Below are 23337 nucleotides of genomic sequence, written 5' to 3'. Positions count from 1 at the left end.
TGCGGCGCCCGCCACTTCGGCTTTGCGCGGATGCGCGAGGACGCGCTATGTTGCCGCCATGTCCTACAAACCGGCCGACTATACAGACCTTGCGCCCTACCTGATGGTGCCCGACGCCGAGGCGGTGCTGACCTTCTGCGAAACCGTGTTCGGCGCGGACCGTCTGCGCGTCATCCCGCGCGAGGACGGCGGCGGGATCATGCATGCCGAATGCCGGATCGGCGACACCGTCCTGATGATGGGCGAGGCGGACGGCCCGCCTGCCATGCTTCACCTCTATCTGCCCGACCCCGACGCTGTCTTTGCGCGGGCCATCGCGGCGGGTGCGACCGAGCTTCAGCCGATGATGGAAAAAGGCGACGGCGACCGGCGCGGCGGGTTTCGCAGCGCCTGCGGGACAAGCTGGTTCGTTGCGCGGCAACTCTGATCTCCGCCCGGCCATGCCGAAGCGCGCAAGTGACCCGCCGCGCGCGCACATCCCGCGGGGTTACATCCCGCGCCGCGGCGCCTACCTTCCACTGCAACGCACATGAAACCCCGGAGCCTCCGCGATGACCGATTACACCCCGCCCGCCGTCTGGACATGGGACACCGAAAACGGCGGCAAGTTCGCCAGCACCAACCGCCCCATCGCCGGACCCACCCACGACAAGACGCTGCCGGTGGGCGAGCATCCCTACCAGCTCTATTCACTCGCCACGCCCAACGGTGTGAAGGTCACGGTGCTGTTCGAAGAGCTGATCGAGGCGGGCCATGATTTCGACTACGACGCCTGGCTTATCAACATCGGCGAGGGCGACCAGTTCGGGTCGGGCTTTGTCGAGGCGAACCCCAATTCCAAGATCCCGGCGCTGGTCGACCGGTCCGGCGACGCGCCCGTGCGCATCTTCGAGAGCGCGGCAATCATGCTGACCCTCGCCGAACGCTACGGCGCGTTCTTGGGCAAGCCCGAGGATCGGCCGGAAATGCTGTCCTGGCTGTTCTGGCAGATGGGCTCCGCCCCGTTCCTTGGCGGCGGCTTCGGCCATTTCTATGCCTACGCACCCGAAAAACTGGAATACCCGATCAACCGCTACGCGATGGAGGCCAAGCGCCAGCTCGACGTCCTGAACCGGCACCTCGAGGGCCGCGACTGGATGGCCGGGGACAGCTACACAATCGCCGACATGGCGATCTGGTCGTGGTATGGCCAGCTTGTGCTGGGGCGGCTGTATGACGCGGCCGAGTTCCTCGACGTGGCCAGCTACGCCAACGTCGTGCGCTGGGCCGAGGCGATCGACGCGCGCCCTGCGGTCAAGCGGGGACGCATGGTCAACCGCGCCTTCGGCGAGCCGGAACTGCAACTGCACGAGCGTCACTCGGCGTCCGATTTCGAGACGAACACCGAGGACAAGCGCGCCGCCGAATGACGGTGACGGACGAGGCCATCGCTGCCGCCTTGATGGACCTTGCCCATGCGCGGGGGGCGGGCAAGACGTTCTGCCCGTCCGAAGCCGCGCGGGCCCTTGCGGCGGAGTGGCGTCCGTTGATGCCGGACGTGCGGCGGGTCGCGTCAGCCCTGCCGCTGTCGGCCACCCAAGGCGGCGCGCCCGTGGATTCGGTGGCGGCGCGCGGACCGATCAGGCTGGGCCTGCGGTGAACTGCGTCACCGTCGACACGCCGGTCGGCACTCTGTCGATCCTTGGCGGGGCGTCGGTGCAGGCGGTGCGCTGGGGCGCGCTGCCGGGTGACCCGTCGCCGTGCCTTGCCCGCGCAGCCGACGAGGTGCGGGCGTATTTCGCCGGATCGCTCACCGCCTTCACCGTGCCGCTCGACCCGGGCGGCACGGAATTTCAGCACCGTTTTCTCGATATGCTTCTGGCGATCCCCTTCGGCGAGACGCGCCGCTATGGCGATCTGGCCCGCGCGCTTGGCGTTTCGGCGCAGGCCATCGGGCAGGCTTGCGGCGCCAACCCGATCCCGGTCCTGATCCCGTGCCACCGCGTCTTGTCGGCCTCTGGCCTTGGCGGCTATTCCGGCGCGGGCGGGATCGAGACCAAGGTGGCGCTGCTGCGGCACGAGCACGCGGCGGGGCTGCTGATCTAGGCACTCTCAGGCAAAGCTGATCCGCCCGCGCCCTGCCTCCTTGGAGGCATAGAGCGCGCGGTCCGCCTCGGCCAGAAGATCACCGGCGCGGTCGGGATCGGCGCCGCCGCTGACGGCGATGCCGATGCTGGCCGATACCCGGCACGCGGCCCCCTCGAACGCGATCGGCGCCTCGATCCGGGCAAGGATGCGGCCTCCGATCCCGCGCAGGGGTTCGGGATCGACAAGGCCGGGGAACACCAGAACGAATTCGTCGCCGCCGATCCGGGCGACGGTATCGCCCGCCCGCGTCTCATCCAGAAGAATGCGCGCGACCGAGCGCAGCACATGGTCGCCCGCCGCGTGGCCGTGGGTGTCGTTGACGGCCTTGAACCAGTCGAGATCAAGGTGGGCGAGCGCGAATGGCGTGTTGCCCCGAACCAGCCGCTTCAGCACCGCGTCCAGCGCACGGCGGTTGCGCAGCCCGGTCAGGGTGTCGGTGACGGCCTGTTCCTCGGCGGTTTCGCGGGCGGCGCGGGTCTTGCGGGTCACGCGCATCAGTTCGGCCTGCACCGCATCGTTCGCCTCGCGCAGATAGGCCAGATCGAGGCCAAGGTTCGTCGGCGCAAGGTCGGCGGCAGTCATCCCGTGCCGCCGGATCAGATCAAGCGTGCCGATCCCTGCCGACAGGTCGATCAGGATCCCGTCGCCCAGCGGCACCGCGATCCCGGTCAGGGCACAGTCCGGCAAGGCCCGCAGCACCAGCGACACCGGGACCGGCGCGGTCGCGGCAAGGATATCGCGCGCGAACGGGCGGCGGACATCGGCGGCAGCGGACAAGGTCTGCCCAGTCAAGCCGCCGCAGAGCCGGGCCAGCGTCGGCCCCATCGCGCGCACCCGACCGTCGCGCGACAGGCGCAGGTGCATCGGCATCAGCGCATCCAGCGCGTCTTGGGTAAGCACCGCCGGGGCGTGGCCCAGCGCCACGGTCATTGCGCAGCCCCCATCGCAAAGGCGCGCGCGTCGGCAAAGTCCAGATCGGCGATATCGACGGTCAGCGTGGCGCGGTCGCCGCGTTGATCCAGAGACACGATCGCAAGCACCCCGTATTCATCGGCCATCGCCCGCAGGATGCCCAGGAAAAAGGGCCCCGCCCCGTCCGGGCCGCCAGTCAGCGTCAGCCGAAAGCGCGAAGGCGCTTCTTCGGCCACGTCGATCACCGGCAGCTCCAATGTCGCCACCGCCAGCCGCGCGCGGTCCGGCAAGCCTGCAAGCGCATGCAGGAAATCGGGATAGGTCGGCCCGCCATAGCGCAAGAGACGGCGTAGTGCGCCAAGCTCGGGATGGGCGACGATGAAGGTGCCCACATCCTCGATCAGCATGTCGCGCGGCAGCCCCAGACGTGCGGCGGCGGCGTCGAGCATGACCCATGTCACCGCGTCGTCGTAGACTTCGAGGATGTCGAAACCGTCCTCGTCCAGACCGGCGGTCTCGGCGATGGCGGCCCAGACGGACCGCCCGCGCGTGCGGGTCAGGAAGGACTGGATGGACCGGTTGACAAGGCCGTGCATGGGCGCGCTCCGCAAGACTTGGGAACGCTAGCGCGGGCGGGTTTAACAAACCGCAAACGGGGTCAGAAATCTGTCGGCGCGCCGCCTTCGGCCTTTCGCCGGGCCACGAAATCGGCCAGTTCCTCGCGGATGGCGATGTCCATCGGCGGCGGCTCATAGCTGGCAAGGATGTCCTGGTAGGTGCGGTGGGCCCGCTCGGCCGTCCAGACCGATCCGCCCAGCGCCCAGGCCTCGTAGTTGCGCCAGTCGGACACGAAGGGCTGGTAGAAGGCGGTGGTGTAGCGTTCCTGTGTGTGCTGACAGCCGAAATAGTGGCCGTTCGCCCCGACCTCGCGGATGGCGTCCAGCGCGATGTCGTCGGGCGTGGTGGCGGTGAGCGCGGGATCGAAATAGCGCTGGATCATCTGGATCACCTCGCAGTCCATCACGAACTTCTCGGGGCTGGCGATCAGCCCGCCCTCCAGCCAGCCGGCGGCGTGATAGACCATGTTGGTGCCCGACTGCACGGCGGCCCAAAGCGAATTGCTGGTCTCCCACATCGCCTGACCGTCCGGCACGTTCGCGGCGCAGACGCCGGACGAGCGCAGGGGCAGACCGTAGAACCGCGCCATCTGGCCGGTCATCTGCGTGGCGCGCATGTATTCCGGCGTGCCGAACGCGGGCGCCCCCGATTTCATGTCGACGTTCGACGTGAACGTGCCCAGCACACAGCCAACGCCCGGGGCGACATACTGGAACAGAGCAATCGCCGACAGCGCCTCGGCCAGCGACAGCGCTACGGCGCCCGCCATCGTCACCGGCGCCATCGCCCCCGCCAGCGTGAAAGGCGTCACGATCACGGGCTGGCCACGCCGGATCAGCCGCAGGCAGCCGTCGATCATCGGGATGTCGTGCTTGAGAGGCGAGGTAGAGTTGATGTTGGTGTACATCCGCGGGGCGGCGTCGAAGTCCTCATGCGACAGCCCGCCCGCGATGCGCACCATCTCCATCACGTCCTCGACCCGCTCGGGGCCCAGCGAATAGGCGTGCGCGACCTTGTCCGTCAGCGACAGCTTGTCGAACAGCACGTCGAGGTGGCGTTCCCTCGGGTGGATGTCCAACGGCTCGACCGGGTAGCCGCCCGCGAAGTGGATGCAATTGAAATACTGCGTCAGCTTGAGCAGGTTCGCGCAGGTTTCACGGGTTCCGGTGATCTTGCCGGTGGTCAGGTCCCAGTAGTTCGGCGGCGACGAGACGTTGCCGAAGAGCATGTGCCCGGCGCCCATCGTGATCCGCCGGTCCGGGTTCCGCGGGGTGATGTCGAACTGCGCGGGCGCGCGGGCGACCATCTCCATCACGAAATCGCGGCCCATGCGGACGTTGGTGCCCGACACGGTGCACCCCGCCTGCCGGAACAATCCCAGGCTTTCCTCGTTCAGGAACTCGATGCCGATGTCTTCGAGAATACGCATGGCCCCGTCATGGAGCGCCGCGACGCCTTCGGCCGTCAGCGGTTCGGTCGGGCGATCGGTGTTGACCGGCACCCGCCAGGGCATCTGCTCGATCGCGGCGCTGCCGCTGCGGCTGGCGTGGCCCGCCCGTCCGCCCGAGCGGCGCTTTCTGGTAAGCGTGTCGACCATCCCGGCCCCCTTTGGTTTATCCCAGAAGACCAGCAGGCGAGCGGTGCCGATATGGCGTTTGCGACGAAATCGGCGGGGCATTTGGCGTTTTCGGGCTAGAACGCCTGCAAGCGTCCATTCGCCGCCCGGGATGACCGATCCGCAACACTTGCCTGCCGCAATCCCGCCACAATAGACCCGCGGCTTGGGCACGCCCCCCGACTCAGGCTAGCGTCCCGCCTGCCCCGAACGCCCGAAAGGACCCCGCCCATGCGTTACGAGTACAAGGTTGTCCCTGCCCCGCGTAAGGCGGCCAAGACCCGCGGCGTCAAGGGCACCGAGGCCAAGTTCGCCGTGGCCCTGTCCGAATTGATGAACGAGATGGGCAGCCAGGGCTGGGAATACCAGCGCACCGACACCCTGCCCTGCGAAGAACGCCAGGGCCTGACCGGGCGCACGACGACCTTCCAGAACATGCTGGTGTTCCGCCGCTCGCTGGAGCCGGAAACCGAAGTGCAGGCGGACGCCGCGCTCGCCCGGATCGAGCGGTCCGAGCCGGTGCTGGCGATCCCGACCTTCCGCTCGACCGCGCGGATCGCGCCGCTGTCCGCCGAGGCACCCGAGGGCGACACGCCCCGGCTGGACGCGGCGCATCACCCTGATCCGTCCGGCCATGCGCCGCGCGTGGACACTACCGCCGATCACTGATCCGCACGCTTGCCGCACAGGAGCGGTGCGCCGTGCGCAGGCGCGCATCGACAGGGCGGCGCAGGCCCCTGACAGATGCGCGCAGGGACACGGCACACAGGAAAATGTGTCATGCCCTCTTTCGCGTCGCGGCCAATGGCCTAAACTGCACTGCCCGAGTCGAAAAGGCAGGTGTCATGAGCAAGAACGATCCGTTCGGTTTCGACCTCCGAGTGTCTGCGGACAAGAAAAAGCGCACGCGCGGCCGCCGCGGCATGTCGGGGGCGTTCGAAACCTCGACCAAGGTGTGCGAACATCCCGGCTGCGAGGAGGCGGGAAAATACCGCGCGCCGAAATCGCCCGATCACCTTGACGACTACTTCTGGTTCTGCAAGGACCACGTCCGCGAGTACAATCTGAAATGGAACTTCTTCAACGGCGCGACCGAAGAAGAATTCGAGGAACAGATCGACAAGGACCGCGTCTGGGGCCGCGAGACCAAACCGTTCCGCAAATCCGCGGAACAGCAGGCATGGTCGCGCCTTGGCATCGACGATCCGCACCAGGTTCTGGGCGAGAACGCGACGCGCAACCCCGGCAAGGCAGTCACCGGATCGCGCAAGCTGCCCCCCACGGAACGCCGCGCGCTGGAAATCCTCGAAGCGCGCGACACCTCGAGCAAGGCGGATCTGCGCAAGGCCTACAAGGCGCTTATCAAGGTGCTGCACCCCGACATGAACGGCGGCGACCGCAGCCAGGAAGAGATGCTGCAGGAAGTCGTCTGGGCCTGGGACCAGGTCAAGGACAGCCGCAACTTCCAGTAGGGGCCCTGCCGTCATGGCCGAGGTGATCGTTCTTGGCGCCGGGATCGTTGGCGTGGCGACCGCGCTGGCGGTGCAGGCGTGCGGCCATGCCGTGACCCTGATCGACCGCCGCGCACCTGGCGAGGAAACCAGTTTCGGCAATGCAGGCGTGATCGAGACCGAGGGGGCGGAGCCGCACCCCCTGCCCCATGACCTTGCGACCCTGTTCTCCTATGCGCTTGGCCGGTCCAACGATGTCGTCTGGTCGCCGGGCGCGGCGCTGCGGCAATTTCCGGCGCTCCTGCGCTATTTCATGAACTCGGGCGCAGGCCGCCACGCCGCGATCTCGCGCCACTATGCGCCGCTCGTCGCCCGCTCTACCGCCGATCATGCACCGCTGGTCGAGGCGTCGGGCGCGCAGAACCTGATTGCCCGCGACGGCTGGGCGTTCCTGTTCCGCGATGCGCGCGCCTTCGATGCCGCCGTGAAGGACGCCGAGCGGATGGCGCGGACCTACGGGCATGAGGCACGGGTGATTTCAGGCGAAGACTACCGCGCCGAAGACCCCGCGCTGCGCCTGACGCCTGCGGGCGCCTTGCACTGGCGCGGCGCCTGGTCCTGCGCCGATCCCTCCGCGCTGACCAAGGCTTATGCAGCGCTGCTCCAGCGGCGGGGCGGGCGTATCGTGACCGGCGACGCGAGGTCGCTGCGGCAGGCAGGCGCGGGCTGGGCGGCGAACGCCAAGGACGGCGAGATCAGCGCCGCGCAGGCCATCATCGCGCTCGGCCCTTGGTCCCCGGCGATCCTGCGGCGTTTCGGCTACCGCTTTCCGATGATCCACAAGCGCGGGTATCATGGCCACTACGCCGCGCCCGTCGCGCCGCGCCGTCCGGTGTTCGACGCCGCGAACGGCATCGTCCTCGCGCCGATGACGCGCGGCTTGCGGATCACCACCGGCGCCGCGCTGGTACCGCAGGACGCCCCCGCCGATCCGGTGCAATTGACGCGCGGCGCGCAGGCAGCGGCGGAGCTTTACGACATCGGCGCGCGCGTGGACGAGCCGCAGTGGCACGGCACCCGCCCCTTCATCGCCGACCTGCTGCCGATCACGGGCGCCGCGCCGCACCATCCGGGTCTGTGGTTCAACTTTGGCCATGGCCACCACGGCCTGACCCTTGGCCCGACAACGGCAACGCTGCTTGCCGCCGCGATGGAGGGCGAGGCTGACCCGCTGCTCGCCCCGCTTACGCCCGCGCGGTTCCGCTAGAGGATCATCGCCCGGATCGCGTAGGCCACGATGCCGACCGTTGCGACACCGCCCATCCACAACAGCACGAACCACCCCAGCTTTTTCAGCATCAGTGATACCCCTCGTCCGGGTCCATCTTTCCGCGGAACACCCAGTAGGCATAGGCGGTGTAGGCCAGGATCACCGGCACCAGCACCGCCGCGCCCACGAACATGAACAGCTGCGACTTATAGGGGCTCGCCGCGTCCCAGATCGTGACCTCGGTGGGGATAATGTAGGGCCACATCGACACGCCAAGCCCGATGAAGCACAGAAGGAACAGCGCCAGCGCCAGCACGAAGGGCACCCAATCGCGCCCGTGCGTGGTCAACGACCGCGCAAGGATCAGGGTAATCACGGCCACCGCGATCGGCACGGGCGACACCCACAGGATCTCGGGCCAGCCGAACCAGCGGTCGAAATACGCCGCTTCAAGGAACGGCGTGGCCAGCGACACCGCGCCGATGAAGCCCAGCGTGACGATCCCGAACACGCGCGCCAGGGAGCGGACACGGTGCTGGATCGCGCCCTCCAGCTTCCAGTTCAGCCAGCAGGCGCCAAGGAACGCATAGCCCGCGACCACGGCCACGCCGGTCAGCATCGTGAACGGCGTCAGCCAGTCCCACCAGCCGCCGCCATAGGCGCGCCCGTCCACCTCGACCCCCTGCAGGATCGCGCCCAGCACGATGCCTTGCGACAGCGCCGCGACGGTCGAGCCGCCGATGAACGCGCCGTCCCAGAAGATTTCCGAGCGGCGCGAGGCCGCGCGCCAGCGGAACTCGAAGGCCACCCCCCGGAACACCAGCGCGAGCAGCATGGCGATGATCGGCGGGTAGAGCGCAGGCATCAGGATCGCGTAGGCCATCGGGAAGGCCGCGAACAGCCCGCCCCCGCCCAGCACCAGCCAGGTCTCGTTGCCGTCCCACACCGGCGCGACTGAATTCATCATCAGGTCGCGGTCGGATTTCTTGCGAAACAGCGGATAGAGGATGCCGATGCCAAGGTCGAACCCGTCAAGGACGACATAGACATAGACCGAGAACGCCAGAAGCAGCGCCCAGGCGATGGTGAGATCAAAGCTGACGGCAAGGTCCTGCATGGTGTCACTCCGCCGGGGATTGGGCGCCGGGCATGATGCCGGCGGTTCTGATCGGGCCGTCGATGTCGCGCGCATCGTCCTCGCTGCGCTTGGGCGGCTTGCCCATCAGGCGCAAAAGATAGACGACACCGGCGCCGAACACCGCGAAATAGATCACGATGAACGCGATCAGAGACGCCCCGACGGCGCTTGCCGCGATGGGCGAGGCGGCATCCGCCGTCAGCATCTCGCCGTAGATGACGTAAGGTTGCCGCCCGACCTCGGTGGTGATCCAGCCTGCGATCACGGCGACCAGCCCCGAGGGCCCCATCGCCAGCATCGCGCGGTGCAGCCAGGTCTGTTCATAAAGCTGTCCGCGCCAGCGCGCCCACAGCCCCCACAGCCCTGCGCCGAGCATCAGGAACCCGATGCCGACCATGATGCGGAACGACCAGAACACCATCGCAACCGGCGGTTCCAGCTCGTCCGGCACGGTGTCGAGCCCGGCCATGCCGTCGTTCCAGCCCTTGTTCAGGATCGGCCCGCCGATCTTGGGGATCTCCACCGCATAGCGCATCTCGCCCGCTTCCTGGTCGGGGATACCGAACAGGATCAGGGGAATGCCCTCGCCGTCCTCGTAGCTCTGGAAATGCCCTTCCATCGCCAGCACCTTAGTCGGCTGGTATTCGTAGGTGTTCAGGCCATGCTCGTGCCCCAGAACGATCTGCAGGGGCGCGGTGACGGCGATCATCCACATCGCCATCGAGAACATCCGCCGCACGCCCATGTTGCCATAGCGGCCCTTGAGCAGGTGCCACGCCCCGACCCCGCCGACAATGAACGCCGTCGTCAGGTAGGCCGCCGTCAGTGTATGCGCGAGCCGGTAGGGGAAGGACGGGTTGAAGATGATTTCCAGCCAGTTCTCAGGGAGATACTGGCCGTTCTCGCCCACAGTGAACCCGGCGGGAGTGTGCATCCAGCTGTTCACGCTGAGAATCCAGGTGGCCGAGATTGCGGTGCCGACCGCAACCATCAGCGTGGCCAGCATATGCAGGCCGGGGCCGACGCGGCTGCGCCCGAACAGCATGATGCCAAGGAAACCGGCCTCGAGGAAGAAGGCGGTCAGCACCTCGTAGGCCATCAGCGGCCCGATCACCGGCCCCGCGCGATCCGAAAAGACGGACCAGTTGGTGCCGAACTGGTAGGACATCACGATGCCCGACACGACGCCCATGGCGAAGGACACGGCAAAGATCTTGACCCAGTAGTTGAACAGCTTGAGATAGGTCTCGTCGCGAGTGCGCAGATACATCGCGTTGAGAACGGCCAGATAGCTGGCAAGGCCGATCGTGAAGGCCGGGAAGATGAAGTGGAAGGCGACCGTAAACCCGAACTGGATCCGGGCGAGCATCACCGCTTCAAATCCTAGAAAAGTCTCCATGGCTCATAACCCCAAGAATGCATCTGCTGTTCCCGAGGGTAAAGATATGACGCGGACCGCTCATTTCAGCGGCCCGCGTCACCTTGTCATTGCGCGCTGTATCGGGCGCGATCCGGTCAGGCGCTGGCGGGCTCGAAGGTCAGCGCGAGACCGTTGAGGCAATGGCGCTCGCCCGTGGGCTGGGGACCATCGTTGAAGATGTGGCCCAGATGCCCGCCGCAACGGCGGCAATGCACCTCGGTGCGCGGGATCAGCAGGACGAAATCGCGCTTGGTGCGCACCGGATCGCCGTCCAGCGGCGCCCAGAACGACGGCCAGCCGGTGCCGGAGTCGTATTTCGTGTTGGACGGATACAGCGGAAGGTCGCAGCCCTTGCAGTGGAAGGTGCCTTCGCGCTTTTCGTCGTTGAGCGGCGAGGTATAGGCGCGCTCGGTGTCCTCGTTGCGCAGGACGGCGTATTCGTCATCTGTCAGCATCGCGCGCCATTCTGCTTCGGTCCGGCGGACGGTGACATAATCGGCATCGGTCGCGGCATATGCAGCGCGGGAGCCCGCAAGACCTGCAAGGCCTGCGGCGGCGGTGCCAAGAAATCCTCTGCGGTTCATATCGGTCTCCTGTGGTCGGTGGCGCCAATCATAGCCTAAATGGCGACGCGCCGCCCGGTTTTCAAAGTCACCGGACGGCGCGCCAGGGCCGCAGCGTTGGCGGGGATTGCTGCGGCCGCTCTCGGAGCCGGTGCGATTACATCGCGGCCGGCAGCATCACGGTATCGATCACGTGGATCACGCCGTTCGACTGCTTGACGTCGGCAATGGTCACGGTTGCGACATTGCCCTGCTCGTCGGTCAGCGTGATGTTCTCGCCGTCCATTTCGGCGGTCAGCATGCAGCCACCCAGGGTCTCGACCATGTGCGCGCCGCTGTCGTCGGCGATCATGCCTGCGATGGCATCGGACATCGCTTCCGCGCCGACAACGTGGCAGGTCAGGATGGTGGTCAGCGTGTCCTTGTTCTCGGGCATCACCAGCGTCTCGACGGTGCCTTCGGGCAGCTTGGCGAACGCGTCATCGGTGGGTGCGAAAACGGTGAACGGGCCTTCGCCCTGCAGCGTCTCGACGAGGCCGGCGGCCTGGACGGCGGCAACCAGCGTGGTGTGGATGGGCGAATTCACCGCGTTCTCGATGATGTTCATCTCGGCCGACATCTCGGCGCCGCCAACGGTCGGGTTGCCATGTGCAGCAGCCGAAGCGATGCCGGTGGAAAGGGTCAGGGCGAGTGCGGTTGTCGCGAGAGTGCGAAGCATTGGGTGTCCTCCTCTGGTTCTCGGGCCAATCTGCCCGATGGACATCCGAAGACACGGAAGGCGGAAACGCAGAGTTTCCGCCTTCGCATCACGCCTCGATCACAGTGTCATCACAGCGACGTGACCGCTCCTGCGCCCAGCACCTGCCCGGTGGGCGCGCCGGTGGGAGAACCGCCCGGCGGCTCTTCGGAGATCGCCAGCGTTCCGCTCAGCACCGCTTGCCGGATCTCGCCGGGCAGGACCACCGATGCGGTCTGCGCCTCTGGCAACAGGCCCAACGACACCGGCGCGGGCGCGCCTTCGGCGATCAGCCACAACTCCAGCACGCGGCCGGGCGGCGCTTCGCCAGCGCGGCGCTCCAGCGTCAAGGCGCCCGTAGCGCTGTCATAGGAGGCCTGCACCGCGAAACTGCCGTCCTCGGCCGCGATGGTCGCGGCGTAGTCGGCGTCGGGTTCAGGGGTGGTGAGCGGCAGCGCGATGAACAGCGCGAAGGCAACCGCCGCAGCCGCCAGCGCGCCGCCCAGCAGACCCATCAGCGAAAAGCCGCGCCGGGTGCCATCCGCGAACAGCCGCTTCTCGATCGCGCGCTTCACCCGTGCGGACGGCGCGGTCTCGGCAAAGCCGGTGGCCATTCCGACGAAATCCTCGTCCCAGGCCCGCACCAGCGCGAACAGGTCCGGCGACCCGGCAAGGCGGTCCTCGAAAGCGCGGCGTTCCTCCGGCTCCAGCAGGTGAAGCGCGTATTCGGCGGCGAGAACCTCGTCGTCGCGTTTGTCTTGGGCGTCGGTCATCTACTCATACACTCTTTCAATCGTTGCAGACTGCGCCGCAGCCAGGTCCTCATGGTGTTGAGCGGGACGTCGTGCCGATCGGCCAGCTCCTTGTAGCTCAGCCCGTCCAGATACGCGCCCCGCACGGCGGCGGCGCGATCCGTCTCAAGCTCGCCCAGACAGCCAGAAATGCGGTCGGCCTCGGATCTCGCGATGGACGCCGCTTCGGGCGTCGGATCGCTCGAGGCCAGATCGTGAACCTCGTCGATATCCTCGGTCTGCGCCTTGCGCGCCCGAACGCGGTCGATCGCCAGATTGCGTGCCAGGGTAATCAACCACGTCATCGGACTGTATCCGCCCGCCGTATAGCGGTCGGCCTTGTGCCAGATGCGTATGTAGACCTCCTGGAGCGCTTCTTCGGCTTCTGCCCGGTTGCTCAAGACACGCAGGCAGACGCCAAAAAGTTTCGCGCTGGTGCGGTCGTAAAGCTCTCTGAACGCCTTGCGGTCGCGCAGCGCCACCCGGGAGATGAGAACCTCGATATGCGCCGTGTCCGACATGCCCTGCCTCGATTGCCTGCGCGTCAGTGTAGCAGGCGACGGGGTGCGGTCCAGCGCCCGGGTGGGGAAATCGGCCCGTGACGTTGACCTCCTGCAAGATATCTTTCACAACGCTGCGGAACCGGCAGGTCCCCTGCCGACAGGCGATCTTTCCCCGAAAGAGGACGACATGACGGACGGCATGATTGATATTGAGGCGAAACCGACCGAGGAAGTGTCTGTCCGGGACGTCTTTGGCGTCGACACCGACATGGTGGTGCATGGCTTCGCCGAACCGAGCGAACGGGTTCCGACCTTCGATCCGACCTACAGGTTCGACCCCGACACGACGCTGGCGATTCTAGCGGGCTTCGAATTCAATCGCCGCGTCATGGTGCAGGGCTACCACGGCACCGGCAAATCGACGCATATCGAACAGATCGCCGCGCGGCTGAACTGGCCCGCGGTCCGGGTGAACCTCGACAGTCACATCAGCCGGATCGACCTGATCGGCAAGGACGCGATCAAGCTCAAGGACGGCGTGCAGGTCACCGAGTTCCAGGAAGGCATCCTGCCCTGGGCCCTGCGCAACCCGACAGCCATCGTGTTCGACGAATACGACGCGGGCCGCGCCGACGTGATGTTCGTGATCCAGCGCGTGCTGGAAGTGGACGGCAAGCTGACGCTTCTGGACCAGAACAAGGTGATCGAGCCGCACCCCTATTTCCGCATCTTCGCGACCGCGAACACCGTCGGCCTTGGCGACACGACGGGCCTGTATCACGGCACCCAGCAGATCAACCAGGGCCAGATGGACCGCTGGTCGCTTGTGGCGACGCTGAACTACCTCGAGCACGACGCCGAGGTCGGCATCGTGCTGTCGAAGAACCCGGGCCTCAACACCGAGGCGGGGCGCCGCGAGGTCAGCCAGATGGTCACGGTCGCCGACCTGACCCGCACTGCGTTCATGAACGGCGATCTGTCCACGGTGATGAGCCCCCGGACCGTGATCGCCTGGGCGCAGAACGCCGACATCTTCAAGGACGTCGGCTATGCCTTCCGCGTGACGTTCCTCAACAAGTGCGACGAGCTGGAGCGGCAGACGGTCGCCGAGTTCTACCAGCGCTGTTTCGACGAGGAACTGCCGGAAAGCGCGGTCAGCATGGCCGGGCGGCGCTAGATCGTCGGAACCGCCGCCCCGCGGAGCGGGGGCGGCGGTGCGCGCGCTTTACGCGGCGCGTGCAACCTTGGTCGCGTAGGCCCACCAGGCAAGCTCGTCCAGCATGGCGGTCGCGCTGGGGATCAGTACAGGCGCAACATCCGCCATGGTCCCGGCGCCGCCACCCATCGGATGCACCTTCATCAGCTCGCCGCCGCCAAGATGAACGGCGTTGCGCAATGGCACCATCTGCAGCTCGACCGCAATCGTCCGCAAATGCTCGACCGCACGCGCACCACCCAGCCCGCCATAGCCGAAGGCGGCCATCGGCTTGCGGTTCCATTCCTTGTAGGCCTGATCCAGCGCGTTCTTCAGCGCGCCGGTGATCGACCGGTTGTATTCCGCGACGATGAAGATGTAGCCGTCGAATTCGGCCAGCTTTTCCTGCCATTTCACCGCGCGCGGATCAGCGGACGGTGCCCACAGGTTCGACGCCGCCTCGTTGAACAGAGGAAGGTCGTAGTCGCGCAGATCGACAAGTTCGAAGTCCATGTCGTCGCGTGCCTGGGCGGTTTCCAGCATCCATTGAGCCGGCGTGTCGGCGAAGCGCGTCTCGCGGGTCGAACCGATGATGATGGCGATACGGGGAGTGGCGGTCATGTGTCGTTCTCCTGCAAGGGGCCGGACAGGAGCGGGCCCCGCACCGGTATCTGCCATATGGTCGCACAACACGCCCGATGTTAGCGTCGACCATGTGCTTCTCCGCACACACAGGACGTCAACTCTCGCCACCTTGCCCGGCGCGGGCGGGCGGCGCGTCGGTGCGGATGGACGGTCGGGCTTGCCCCGTCCCGCGCCGAACCCCACCCCTGCCCCCCCGCACCGAGATCTAAATGACCGCTCCCCCCTTGCCGCCCCTGCGATGTGGTGAAATATCCTGAAGGCCATGGCGAACCGCGACGACAACCCAGCCGAACCGTTCAAGAAGGCGCTCGCCGAGGCGACGCGCGTGCTTGCCGACGATGCCGAGCTGAACGTGACCTATTCGGTCGATCCGCCGGGGATGAGCAACGACGCGCTGCGCCTGCCGCAGGTGTCGCGCCGGATGACGGCGGACGAGGTGCTTCTGGCGCGCGGCACCGCCGACGCCTTCGCCATGCGGCGCAAGTATCACGACGAAGGCACGTTCAACCGCTACTCGCCGCAGGGCCAGATGGCGCGCGATCTTTATGACGCGATGGAGACCGCCCGCTGCGAGGCGATGGGCGCGCGCGACATGCCCGGCACCGCCAAGAACATCGACGCCAAGATCGGCAACGAGGCGATGCGCAAAGGCTATGCCCAGATCACCGAGGCGTCCGAGGCGCCGCTTTCGGTTGCCGCCGGATACCTTGTGCGCAACCTCGCCACCGGGCGCGATCTGCCAGAGGGCGCCGACAACGTCCTGAAACTGTGGCGCGAATTCATCGAAGGCCAGGCCTCCGGCACGCTGGACGGCTTGCAGGACACGCTGGACGACCAGGCCGCCTTTGCCCGTTTCACGCGGCAGGTGATCGACGATCTGGGCTACGGCGACCAGCTTGGCGACGACCCCGACGCCGAGGACGACGAGACCGACGACAGCGCCAGCGACGAGGAAGACGACAGCCCCGACCAGACCGGCGGCGACGACCAGGACGAGGAAGACGACACCGAGGCCAGCCCCGAGCAAAGCCAGGAGCAGCAGCAGGACGAAAGCCAGGCGCAGGTGTCGATGGACGATCTGGCCGACATGGAATCGGCCGAGGATGCCGAGATGCCCGAGGGCGACAGCCCGATGGAGCCTCCGCCGCCGCAGCCGATTTCCGACGCCGATCCCAACTACGAGGTTTACAGCCAGGAATTCGACGAGGAAATCCGCGCCGAGGATCTGGCCGAGCCGCAGGAACTGGAACGCCTGCGCGCCTATCTCGACCAGCAGCTCGACCCGCTGAAGGGCGCGGTGTCGCGGCTGGCCAACAAGCTTCAGCGCCGCCTGCAGGCGCAGCAGAACCGCAGCTGGGAATTCGACCGTGAGGAAGGCATCCTCGATGCCGGACGGCTCGCGCGCGTGGTGGCGAACCCCACGACGCCGCTGTCGTTCAAGGTCGAGAAGGACACCGAGTTCCGCGACACCGTGGTGACGCTTCTTCTGGACAACTCCGGCTCGATGCGCGGGCGGCCCATTTCCATCGCCGCGATCTGCGCAGACGTTCTGGCCCGCACGCTGGAACGGTGCAGCGTCAAGGTCGAGATCCTGGGATTCACCACCCGCGCCTGGAAGGGCGGCCAGGCGCGCGAACAATGGCTTCACGCCGGGCGGCCGCAGATGCCGGGACGGCTGAATGACCTGCGACATATCATCTACAAGACCGCCGACGCGCCGTGGCGCCGTGCGCGCGAAAATCTGGGCCTGATGATGAAAGAGGGCCTGCTGAAAGAGAACATCGACGGCGAGGCGCTGGAATGGGCGCACCGCCGGATGCTGGGCCGTCCCGAGGCGCGCAAGATCCTCATGGTGATCTCGGACGGCGCGCCGGTCGACGATTCCACGCTGTCGGTCAACCCCGCGAATTACCTTGAAAAACACCTGCGCGACGTGATCGCCATGGTCGAGCGCCGCAAGATGGTGGAACTGATCGCAATCGGCATTGGCCACGACGTTACGCGCTACTACAATCACGCGGTGACGATCACCGATGTCGAGCAACTGGCCGGTGCGATGACCGAGCAACTGGCGACATTGTTCGACAAGGACCCCCGCGCCAAAGCCAAGATGTTCGGGATGCGCCGGGCCAGTTGATGCGGTTCGCGGCCCGACTGAATGCAGTTTCGTCAGGAAACTGATACAAATCGGCGTAAGCTGTGCAGAACGTCACCGGAGGAACCCCATGGCCGACCACATCAAGACTCGCAATGCCGGAGGAACCTGGGTCGTGCGCGCGGGCGGTGCCGTTATCGCCGAAAGCCGCAACGCGATCGAGCTTACCGAGGGGGATCATCCCTTCGTCATCTATTTCCCGCGCGATGACGTGGGCATGGTGTTTCTGGATGAAAGCGACAGCCGCACGACCTGCCCCTGGAAGGGCGAGGCGAAATATTTCTCGATCGTCACGAAAAGCGTCACGATCCCAGATGCGGCCTGGAGCTATGAGAACCCGAAAGACGGCGTTGCGGCCATCGCGGGCCATCTTGCCTTCTATTCCAGCGACCGGGTGGCTGTCGAACAGCTGTAGGCACGCGCGCGGCGGCTCAGGAGTGCTCCTCCGCCGCCGTTGCGGCCAGCGCGCGGTTGTAGGCCTTGAGCGCGTCGATCTGGAACAACGCCCCGCGCAGCACCGGGCCGGTATCCGCTTCTCCGGGGCTGACAACGGGGATAAAGGCGACGCCCGCCTCCTCGAACATCGGCATCGCCCGTTCCAGCGTGGCGGCCGACCCAAGGTAGATCCCCTGTTCGATCAATTCGCGGCACCTGTCTTCTGACGCCATGCCGGGATTGCCCTTTTCGCGCATGATCATCGACACCTTCACCAGCGCCAGAAGATAGGCCTGCGGACCGGCGGCAAGGTGCACGTTGCGCCGTTCCAGCTGTGTCAGGAAGAACGACCGGTGCACCAGCCGCGAGGCGAGCGCGGTCGAGATCGACACCGACACCATCACCGCGATCCCGGTTTGCCAGTCTCCGGTCAGTTCGAACACGATCAGCGTCGTCGAGATTGGCGCCCCCAGCACCGCCGCCGCGACCGCGCCCATCCCCGCAAGGGCATACAGCGTCTCGGACCCCGACACGTCGGGGAACAGGCTGGTGGCGACGATGCCAAAGGCCAGCCCCGTCAGCGCCCCGATCATCAACGAGGGCGAGAACACCCCCCCGCCCATGCGCCCCGCCATGGTGATCGCCACGGCGACGATCTTGATCGCGACGAACACGAAGGCTTCGTGGAACACCAGATCGCCCACCAGTGCGCGCGATGTGGTCTCATAGCCGACGCCGATGATGTGCGGGAACCAGATCGCGATCATCCCCAGAAGCAGGCCAGCAAGGGCCGGGCGCAGGACACGCGGCAGCCTGGTGCGCGCCTGAAAGGCGCTGGCCAGGTCGTCGGCGGCAAAGATCGCGCGCATCAACACCACAGCGACCAGCCCCGAGATCAGGCCCAGGATCAGGAAAGCGGGCAACTCGACGTAGAACTCCAGCGTGCCCTCGGTGATCGGGGTGAATTCCGTGACACCGCCGTATTCCAGCCGGTTGATGACCGTGCCTGCGACGCTGGCGATGACGATGGGCGCAAAGGCATGCACCGCGAAATGCCGCAACACCACCTCAAGCGCGAACAGCGCCCCGGCGATGGGCGCGTTGAACGAAGCGGACACCGCCGCCGCCACCGCGCAGCCCAGAAGATCGCGTCCGGTGATGGCGTCGGCGTTGATCCGGTTCGACACCCAGCTTGCGATCAGCCCCGCGATATGGACCACTGGCCCCTCGCGCCCCGTGGACCCGCCCGTCGACAGCGTAATCATCGACGACAGCGCCGAAGCGATGCCCGCCTTCTTCTCGACGCGGCCGTCGCGCAGGGCGGCGCCCTCGATCACGTCCGCGACCGACCGCACGCGCCCGTCATCGGTGGCACTGTTGAGGATGATCCCCACCACCAGCCCGCCCGCAACAGGGATCGCCAGCACCATCCACCACGGCAACGTGGTCGCGAAGGAATGCAGAAGCGACACATCCTCGGTGCCGTAGACCCACGCCTGCAACCTCTCGACCGCAAGGCGGAAGCCAAGCGCGGCAAACCCTGCCGCGATGCCGATGAACAGCGCGATGAACCAGAACTGGATCTGTCCCGGCCCCTTGATGCGCAGGATGCGCCAGGTCTCGGCCAGCCCGCTGCGCGTCTCGGTCAGCGTGCGCGCAAGGAACCCGTCCGGCTGTGCCATCATCTCTCCGCTTGCGGACCCTGCGACGCCCTTTTCCGGACCACCCGGCTGGCATAGGGTCCATCCGTCCGGAGAAGAGGAACCCGCCATGACCATAGCGGCCGCATTGGCAGAGCTCGAAACCCTTTTAGGAAAAGGGCTTTCCCGTTCCAAGTCCGATCTCGACACGCATGGGGCGAGTGAAAGCTGGTTCGCCCCCGCCCCGCCCGATGCCGTGGCCTATCCCGCCAGCACCGACGACGTGTCGCGGATCATGGCGATCTGTCACCGCCACGGCTGCCCGGTGATCGGATTCGGAGCGGGCACCTCGCTGGAAGGTCACACCTCGGCGATCAACGGCGGCCTCTGCGTCGATTTCCGCGACATGGCGAGCGTGGTGCAGGTCAACCCCGAGGACATGGACTGCGCCGTCCAGCCCGGCATCACGCGCGAGGCGCTGAATATCGCCCTGCGCGATACCGGGTTGTTCTTTCCGGTCGATCCCGGCGCAAACGCGTCGCTGGGCGGCATGGCCTCGACGCGGGCCAGCGGCACCACGGCGGTGCGCTACGGCACGATGCGCGACAACGTGCTTGGGCTGGAGGTCGTGCTGGCCGATGGCCGGGTGATCCGCACCGGCACGCGGGCGCGCAAATCCTCGGCCGGGTATGACCTGACGGGCCTCTTTGTCGGCGCCGAGGGCACACTGGGCCTGATTACCGAACTGATGCTCAAGCTGCATGGCCAGCCCGAGGCGATCTCGTCCGCGGTCTGTGCCTTCCCCGCGATGGGCCCCGCAGTCGATGCGGTGATCGAGACGATCCAGACCGGCATCCCGATGGCGCGGATCGAGTTTGTCGACGCGGCGACGGCGAAGGCGTTCAACAGCTTTGCGGGCGTCGATTTCCCCGCCGCGCCCCATCTGATGATCGAATTCCACGGCTCGGCCCGCGGCGTCGAGGACGACGCGGCGGCCTTTGGCGAGATCGCCCAAGGCCACGGCGCGACGGGTTTCCGCTGGTCCGTCAAACCCGAGGAACGCAATGCCCTGTGGAAGATGCGCCACAACGCCTATTACGCCTGCCTTGCGCTGCGCCCCGGCGCGGGCGGCGTGGTGACGGACATCTGCGTCCCGATCTCGAAGCTGGCCGAAGCGGTCGAGGAAACCGCCGCCGACATCGCCGCCAGCGAGCTGATGGGGCCGATCCTTGGCCATGTGGGCGACGGCAATTTTCACGCGATCCTGCTGGTCGACAAGTCCGATGCGACCGAGATCGAGACCGCCAAGGCGCTTTCCTCGCGGATGGCCGAGCGCGCGCTGCGGATGGGCGGGACGGTGACGGGCGAGCACGGGATCGGCATGGGCAAGCTGGGCTACATGAGCGCCGAACACGGCGAGGCGTGGTCTGTGATGGGCGACATCAAGCGCGCGCTTGATCCTTCGGGCATCCTCAACCCCGGCAAGCTGGTGCGGCAGGGCTGATGCTGGCCGCGCCCGAGGATGTCGCGCCCGCATTCCGCGATGCCTGGATGGCCCGCGACGGCGACGCCATTGCGGCGCTGTTCGTGCAGGACGCCGATTTCGTCAACGTCGTCGGCATCTGGTGGCAGGACCGCGCCGCCATCGGGCGGGCGCATGGCTACGCGCTGCAGAGCTTCTTCGCGGACACGCGCCTTGTGCTGGGCCGCGTCAAGACACGGCGGATCGGCGGGGACGCTGCCGTTGTCCATGCGCGCATGATCCTCACCGGCCAGCGCGCGCCGGACGGAACCGCGGCGGGCCGGCGGGTGACGATCCTGTCCTTCGTGATGGAACGGCGCGGCGACGGCTGGCTCTGCGTCTCGGCGCAGAACACCGACATCGTGCCGGGGGCGGAGACCCAGGTGGCGGGGGCGGAGGGGCTGGCGGCGACGGATTATCGCGGATAGGCGTGCGCGCGCGGCCACGGCTGGGGGGACGCTGTCCCCCCAGACCCCCCTGGAGGTATTTATGGACCAAAGATGAGCAGGGCGTGTCGTCTGATTGTGCGACTCGCACGCGCGCACTAGCCTGCCGGGCGACAGGAACAGGAGGACGATCCCATGAGCGATTACGGTTTCGACACGCTGCAGGTTCACGCGGGCGCGCGGCCCGATCCGGCCACCGGCGCGCGGCAGGTGCCGATCTACCAGACCACGGCCTATGTGTTCCGCGACGCGGACCATGCGGCGGCGCTCTTCAACCTGCAGGAGGTCGGCTATATCTATTCGCGCCTGACCAACCCCACCGTCGCCGCGCTGCAGGAGCGTCTGGCGACGCTGGAGGGCGGCGCGGGCGCGGTTTGCTGTTCCTCGGGCCATGCGGCGCAGATCATGGCGCTGTTTCCGCTGATGGGCCCGGGGCGCAACATCGTCGCCTCGACGCGGCTCTATGGCGGTACCGTCACCCAGTTCAGCCAGACCATCCGCCGCTTTGGCTGGTCCGCCACCTTCGTCGACTTCGACGATACCGATGCGGTGACGGCGGCGATCGACGAGGACACCCGCGCGATCTTTTGCGAATCGATCGCCAACCCGGGCGGCTACATCACCGATCTCGATGCCATCGCGGCGATCGCCAACGAGGCGGGGATTCCCCTGATCGTCGACAACACCTCGGCCACGCCGTACCTGTGCCGCCCGATCGAGCATGGCGCCACGCTGGTGGTGCATTCGCTGACCAAGTTCCTGACCGGCAACGGCACCGTCACCGGCGGCGTGGTGATCGATTCGGGCAATTTCGACTGGTCCGCCTCGGACAAGTTCCCGTCGCTGTCCGCGCCCGAGCCCGCCTATCACGGGCTGAAGTTCCACGAGACGTTCGGGCCGCTTGCCTTCACCTTCCACGGCATCGCCATCGGGCTGCGCGATCTGGGCATGACCCTGAACCCGCAGGCGGCACATTACACGCTGATGGGTATCGAGACGCTGTCGCTGCGGATGGAAAAGCACGTTGCCAACGCGGTGAAGGTGGCCACCTGGCTTGAAGGCCACGGCGCCGTCGAGGCGGTGACATATGCCGGTCTGCCATCCTCGCCCTGGAACAGCCGGGTTCCGGCGATCTGCCCCAAGGGCGCGGGATCGCTGTTCACCGTGACGCTGAAGGGCGGCTATGACGCCTGCATCAAGCTGGTCGATTCGCTCGAGTTGTTCAGCCATGTCGCCAACCTTGGCGATACCCGCAGCCTCGTGATCCATTCCGCCTCGACCACCCACCGGCAATTGTCCGAAGAGCAGCAGAAGGCAGCGGGGGCCGCGCCGAACGTGGTGCGGTTCTCGATCGGGATCGAGGATGCGGACGACCTGATCCGCGATCTGGACCAGGCGCTGGCCAAGGCGAGCGGCTGACGGTCAGAAACGGCAAGGCAGGGCGGGGCGCACGATTCTCGACAAATCTTGTGCAAGGCGCTAGCACATCGGGCAATCTGCTCTGCACTGCCTTGCCGAAGGATGACGGACCCCGTGCGCCTTGCCCCTGCCCTGACCCGCCTTCTTGCCGTGCTGGCGCTGGTGCTGACCGCTGCCTGCGGCGGCCCGGCGATGACGACCTCTGGCCGCCCCCCGGTTCCGCCGACCGAGATCGAGGCGTTGACGCAGGCCTTCCTTTCGCTGTCCCCCGAGGTCGACCCCGCCGAGGCGGCGCGCGCCGCGCGGCTGGCCTACCGGGCCACGGACGAGCTGGCCGTCGCCTACCAGATCACCGACGGGCCGATCATCCACAACACCAAGGTGAACATGGGGATCAAGCCGCGCGGGCTGTGCTGGCACTGGGCCGAGGACATGGAGAATTATCTTCTGGCCGAAGGGTTCCAGACGCTCAGCGTGCACCGCGCCATCGCCAATGCCGACAACGCCTTCCGGCTGGAGCATTCGACCGCGATCATCAGCGCGCGCGGCGCAGGGATGTATGACGGCATCGTCCTGGACCCTTGGCGCAAGGGCGGCGTGCTGACCTGGGTGCCGGTGCGCATCGACACTGATTACGGTTGGGTGCCGCAGCTGGATGTTCTCGAATCAAAGGGACTGGTGCGCTACGGCCCGGCCCCACCGGGCGCACGGACGCGCCCGGTGGCGGTGAACTGAA

Annotated in this window: 26 protein-coding genes; 14 read left to right on the top strand and 12 right to left on the bottom strand. The window is 66.8% G+C overall.

Translation table 11 applies throughout. The features are described 5' to 3' along the window. Window positions 1-58: 58 nt before the first annotated feature. The 4 genes from KTJ87_RS04515 to KTJ87_RS04500 all read left to right on the top strand — a co-directional run bounded on the left by KTJ87_RS04515 (window position 59) and on the right by KTJ87_RS04500 (window position 2085). On the top strand, window positions 59-427 hold the full coding sequence (locus tag KTJ87_RS04515; RefSeq protein WP_267137866.1) for a VOC family protein: 369 nt from the start codon (window positions 59-61) through the stop codon (window positions 425-427). Between the two features lie 124 nt (window positions 428-551). Then, window positions 552-1409: a glutathione-dependent disulfide-bond oxidoreductase gene (yghU, locus tag KTJ87_RS04510; RefSeq protein ID WP_267137865.1), complete on the top strand. Its 858-nt coding sequence runs from the start codon at window positions 552-554 to the stop codon at window positions 1407-1409. Further along, on the top strand, window positions 1406-1639 hold the full coding sequence (locus KTJ87_RS04505; RefSeq protein WP_267137864.1) for a DUF3253 domain-containing protein: 234 nt from the start codon (window positions 1406-1408) through the stop codon (window positions 1637-1639). Before yghU ends, KTJ87_RS04505 begins: the two co-directional genes overlap by 4 nt. After that, the gene (locus KTJ87_RS04500; protein WP_267137863.1) at window positions 1636-2085 is read left to right on the top strand and encodes a methylated-DNA--[protein]-cysteine S-methyltransferase; all 450 of its coding nucleotides are present in this window, start codon (window positions 1636-1638) and stop codon (window positions 2083-2085) included. Before KTJ87_RS04505 ends, KTJ87_RS04500 begins: the two co-directional genes overlap by 4 nt. A gap of 6 nt (window positions 2086-2091) precedes the next feature. Here the strand turns inward: KTJ87_RS04500 and KTJ87_RS04495 are convergent, their stop codons facing one another. From KTJ87_RS04495 to KTJ87_RS04485, 3 genes are all read right to left on the bottom strand, one after another. Continuing rightward, the gene (locus KTJ87_RS04495; protein ID WP_267137862.1) at window positions 2092-3057 is read right to left on the bottom strand and encodes a GGDEF domain-containing protein; all 966 of its coding nucleotides are present in this window, start codon (window positions 3055-3057) and stop codon (window positions 2092-2094) included. Continuing rightward, window positions 3054-3635: a heme NO-binding domain-containing protein gene (locus KTJ87_RS04490; protein ID WP_267137861.1), complete on the bottom strand. Its 582-nt coding sequence runs from the start codon at window positions 3633-3635 to the stop codon at window positions 3054-3056. The genes KTJ87_RS04495 and KTJ87_RS04490 overlap by 4 nt, the downstream gene beginning before the upstream one ends. Window positions 3636-3697: 62 nt before the next feature. After that, on the bottom strand, window positions 3698-5254 hold the full coding sequence (locus KTJ87_RS04485) for a trimethylamine methyltransferase family protein (RefSeq protein ID WP_267137860.1): 1557 nt from the start codon (window positions 5252-5254) through the stop codon (window positions 3698-3700). Between the two features lie 249 nt (window positions 5255-5503). Between KTJ87_RS04485 and KTJ87_RS04480 the strand changes: the two genes are divergently transcribed. The 3 genes from KTJ87_RS04480 to KTJ87_RS04470 all read left to right on the top strand — a co-directional run bounded on the left by KTJ87_RS04480 (window position 5504) and on the right by KTJ87_RS04470 (window position 7990). Further along, the gene (locus tag KTJ87_RS04480; RefSeq protein WP_267137859.1) at window positions 5504-5941 is read left to right on the top strand and encodes a DUF4177 domain-containing protein; all 438 of its coding nucleotides are present in this window, start codon (window positions 5504-5506) and stop codon (window positions 5939-5941) included. Window positions 5942-6117: 176 nt separating this feature from the next. Then, window positions 6118-6744, top strand: coding sequence for a J domain-containing protein (locus KTJ87_RS04475; RefSeq protein ID WP_267137858.1), 627 nt, complete (start codon window positions 6118-6120; stop codon window positions 6742-6744). Between the two features lie 13 nt (window positions 6745-6757). Continuing rightward, a complete protein-coding gene (locus KTJ87_RS04470; RefSeq protein WP_267137857.1) occupies window positions 6758-7990 on the top strand; it encodes an NAD(P)/FAD-dependent oxidoreductase in 1233 nt (410 codons plus the stop codon). On the opposite strand, the gene KTJ87_RS04465 is transcribed toward KTJ87_RS04470, so the two are convergent. The 7 genes from KTJ87_RS04465 to KTJ87_RS04435 form a co-directional block, all read right to left on the bottom strand. Further along, the gene (locus tag KTJ87_RS04465; protein ID WP_267137856.1) at window positions 7987-8082 is read right to left on the bottom strand and encodes a DUF2474 domain-containing protein; all 96 of its coding nucleotides are present in this window, start codon (window positions 8080-8082) and stop codon (window positions 7987-7989) included. The genes KTJ87_RS04470 and KTJ87_RS04465 overlap by 4 nt on opposite strands. Further along, window positions 8082-9110, bottom strand: coding sequence for a cytochrome d ubiquinol oxidase subunit II (gene cydB, locus KTJ87_RS04460; RefSeq protein ID WP_267137855.1), 1029 nt, complete (start codon window positions 9108-9110; stop codon window positions 8082-8084). The genes KTJ87_RS04465 and cydB overlap by 1 nt, the downstream gene beginning before the upstream one ends. A gap of 4 nt (window positions 9111-9114) precedes the next feature. After that, window positions 9115-10530 (bottom strand): cytochrome ubiquinol oxidase subunit I, encoded by a 1416-nt coding sequence (locus KTJ87_RS04455; protein WP_267137854.1) that lies wholly within the window; start codon window positions 10528-10530, stop codon window positions 9115-9117. 116 nt (window positions 10531-10646) lie between these two features. Further along, window positions 10647-11135 carry a peptide-methionine (R)-S-oxide reductase MsrB gene (gene msrB / locus KTJ87_RS04450; RefSeq protein WP_267137853.1) on the bottom strand — a complete coding sequence of 163 codons (489 nt, stop codon included), beginning with the start codon at window positions 11133-11135 and terminating at the stop codon, window positions 10647-10649. A 136-nt stretch (window positions 11136-11271) separates the two neighbouring features. Continuing rightward, window positions 11272-11832, bottom strand: a complete 561-nt coding sequence (locus tag KTJ87_RS04445; RefSeq protein ID WP_267137852.1) for a fasciclin domain-containing protein — start codon at window positions 11830-11832, stop codon at window positions 11272-11274. 110 nt (window positions 11833-11942) lie between these two features. Further along, window positions 11943-12623 (bottom strand): anti-sigma factor, encoded by a 681-nt coding sequence (locus tag KTJ87_RS04440; RefSeq protein ID WP_267137851.1) that lies wholly within the window; start codon window positions 12621-12623, stop codon window positions 11943-11945. After that, window positions 12620-13162 (bottom strand): sigma-70 family RNA polymerase sigma factor, encoded by a 543-nt coding sequence (locus KTJ87_RS04435; RefSeq protein WP_267137850.1) that lies wholly within the window; start codon window positions 13160-13162, stop codon window positions 12620-12622. The genes KTJ87_RS04440 and KTJ87_RS04435 overlap by 4 nt, the downstream gene beginning before the upstream one ends. Window positions 13163-13331: 169 nt before the next feature. Between KTJ87_RS04435 and cobS the strand changes: the two genes are divergently transcribed. Beyond that, window positions 13332-14321, top strand: coding sequence for a cobaltochelatase subunit CobS (gene cobS / locus KTJ87_RS04430; RefSeq protein ID WP_267137849.1), 990 nt, complete (start codon window positions 13332-13334; stop codon window positions 14319-14321). Between the two features lie 48 nt (window positions 14322-14369). On the opposite strand, the gene KTJ87_RS04425 is transcribed toward cobS, so the two are convergent. Continuing rightward, the gene (locus KTJ87_RS04425; protein WP_267137848.1) at window positions 14370-14960 is read right to left on the bottom strand and encodes an NADPH-dependent FMN reductase; all 591 of its coding nucleotides are present in this window, start codon (window positions 14958-14960) and stop codon (window positions 14370-14372) included. Between the two features lie 286 nt (window positions 14961-15246). On the opposite strand from KTJ87_RS04425, the gene cobT reads away from it, so the two are divergent. Together cobT and KTJ87_RS04415 are read left to right on the top strand one after the other, a co-directional pair. After that, window positions 15247-17121 (top strand): cobaltochelatase subunit CobT, encoded by a 1875-nt coding sequence (cobT, locus tag KTJ87_RS04420; RefSeq protein WP_267137847.1) that lies wholly within the window; start codon window positions 15247-15249, stop codon window positions 17119-17121. 88 nt (window positions 17122-17209) lie between these two features. Further along, complete coding sequence (locus KTJ87_RS04415; RefSeq protein WP_267137846.1) at window positions 17210-17554, top strand: DUF427 domain-containing protein; 345 nt, start codon at window positions 17210-17212, stop codon at window positions 17552-17554. Window positions 17555-17570: 16 nt separating this feature from the next. Here the strand turns inward: KTJ87_RS04415 and KTJ87_RS04410 are convergent, their stop codons facing one another. After that, complete coding sequence (locus KTJ87_RS04410) at window positions 17571-19259, bottom strand: chloride channel protein (RefSeq protein WP_407650462.1); 1689 nt, start codon at window positions 19257-19259, stop codon at window positions 17571-17573. 85 nt (window positions 19260-19344) lie between these two features. Between KTJ87_RS04410 and KTJ87_RS04405 the strand changes: the two genes are divergently transcribed. The 4 genes from KTJ87_RS04405 (at window position 19345) to KTJ87_RS04390 (ending at window position 23336) form a co-directional block, all read left to right on the top strand. After that, window positions 19345-20718: an FAD-binding oxidoreductase gene (locus tag KTJ87_RS04405; RefSeq protein ID WP_267137844.1), complete on the top strand. Its 1374-nt coding sequence runs from the start codon at window positions 19345-19347 to the stop codon at window positions 20716-20718. After that, window positions 20718-21164: an SgcJ/EcaC family oxidoreductase gene (locus KTJ87_RS04400; protein WP_267137843.1), complete on the top strand. Its 447-nt coding sequence runs from the start codon at window positions 20718-20720 to the stop codon at window positions 21162-21164. Before KTJ87_RS04405 ends, KTJ87_RS04400 begins: the two co-directional genes overlap by 1 nt. A gap of 153 nt (window positions 21165-21317) precedes the next feature. After that, complete coding sequence (locus KTJ87_RS04395; protein ID WP_267137842.1) at window positions 21318-22601, top strand: O-acetylhomoserine aminocarboxypropyltransferase/cysteine synthase family protein; 1284 nt, start codon at window positions 21318-21320, stop codon at window positions 22599-22601. Window positions 22602-22715: 114 nt separating this feature from the next. Then, window positions 22716-23336: a hypothetical protein gene (locus tag KTJ87_RS04390; protein ID WP_267137841.1), complete on the top strand. Its 621-nt coding sequence runs from the start codon at window positions 22716-22718 to the stop codon at window positions 23334-23336. Window position 23337 lies beyond the last annotated feature (1 nt).

The sequence above is a fragment of the Anianabacter salinae genome (assembly GCF_019061145.1).
In the GTDB taxonomy this organism is placed as follows: Bacteria; Pseudomonadota; Alphaproteobacteria; order Rhodobacterales; family Rhodobacteraceae; genus Anianibacter; species Anianibacter salinarum.
This window is presented reverse-complemented; position numbering and strand designations above follow the sequence as displayed.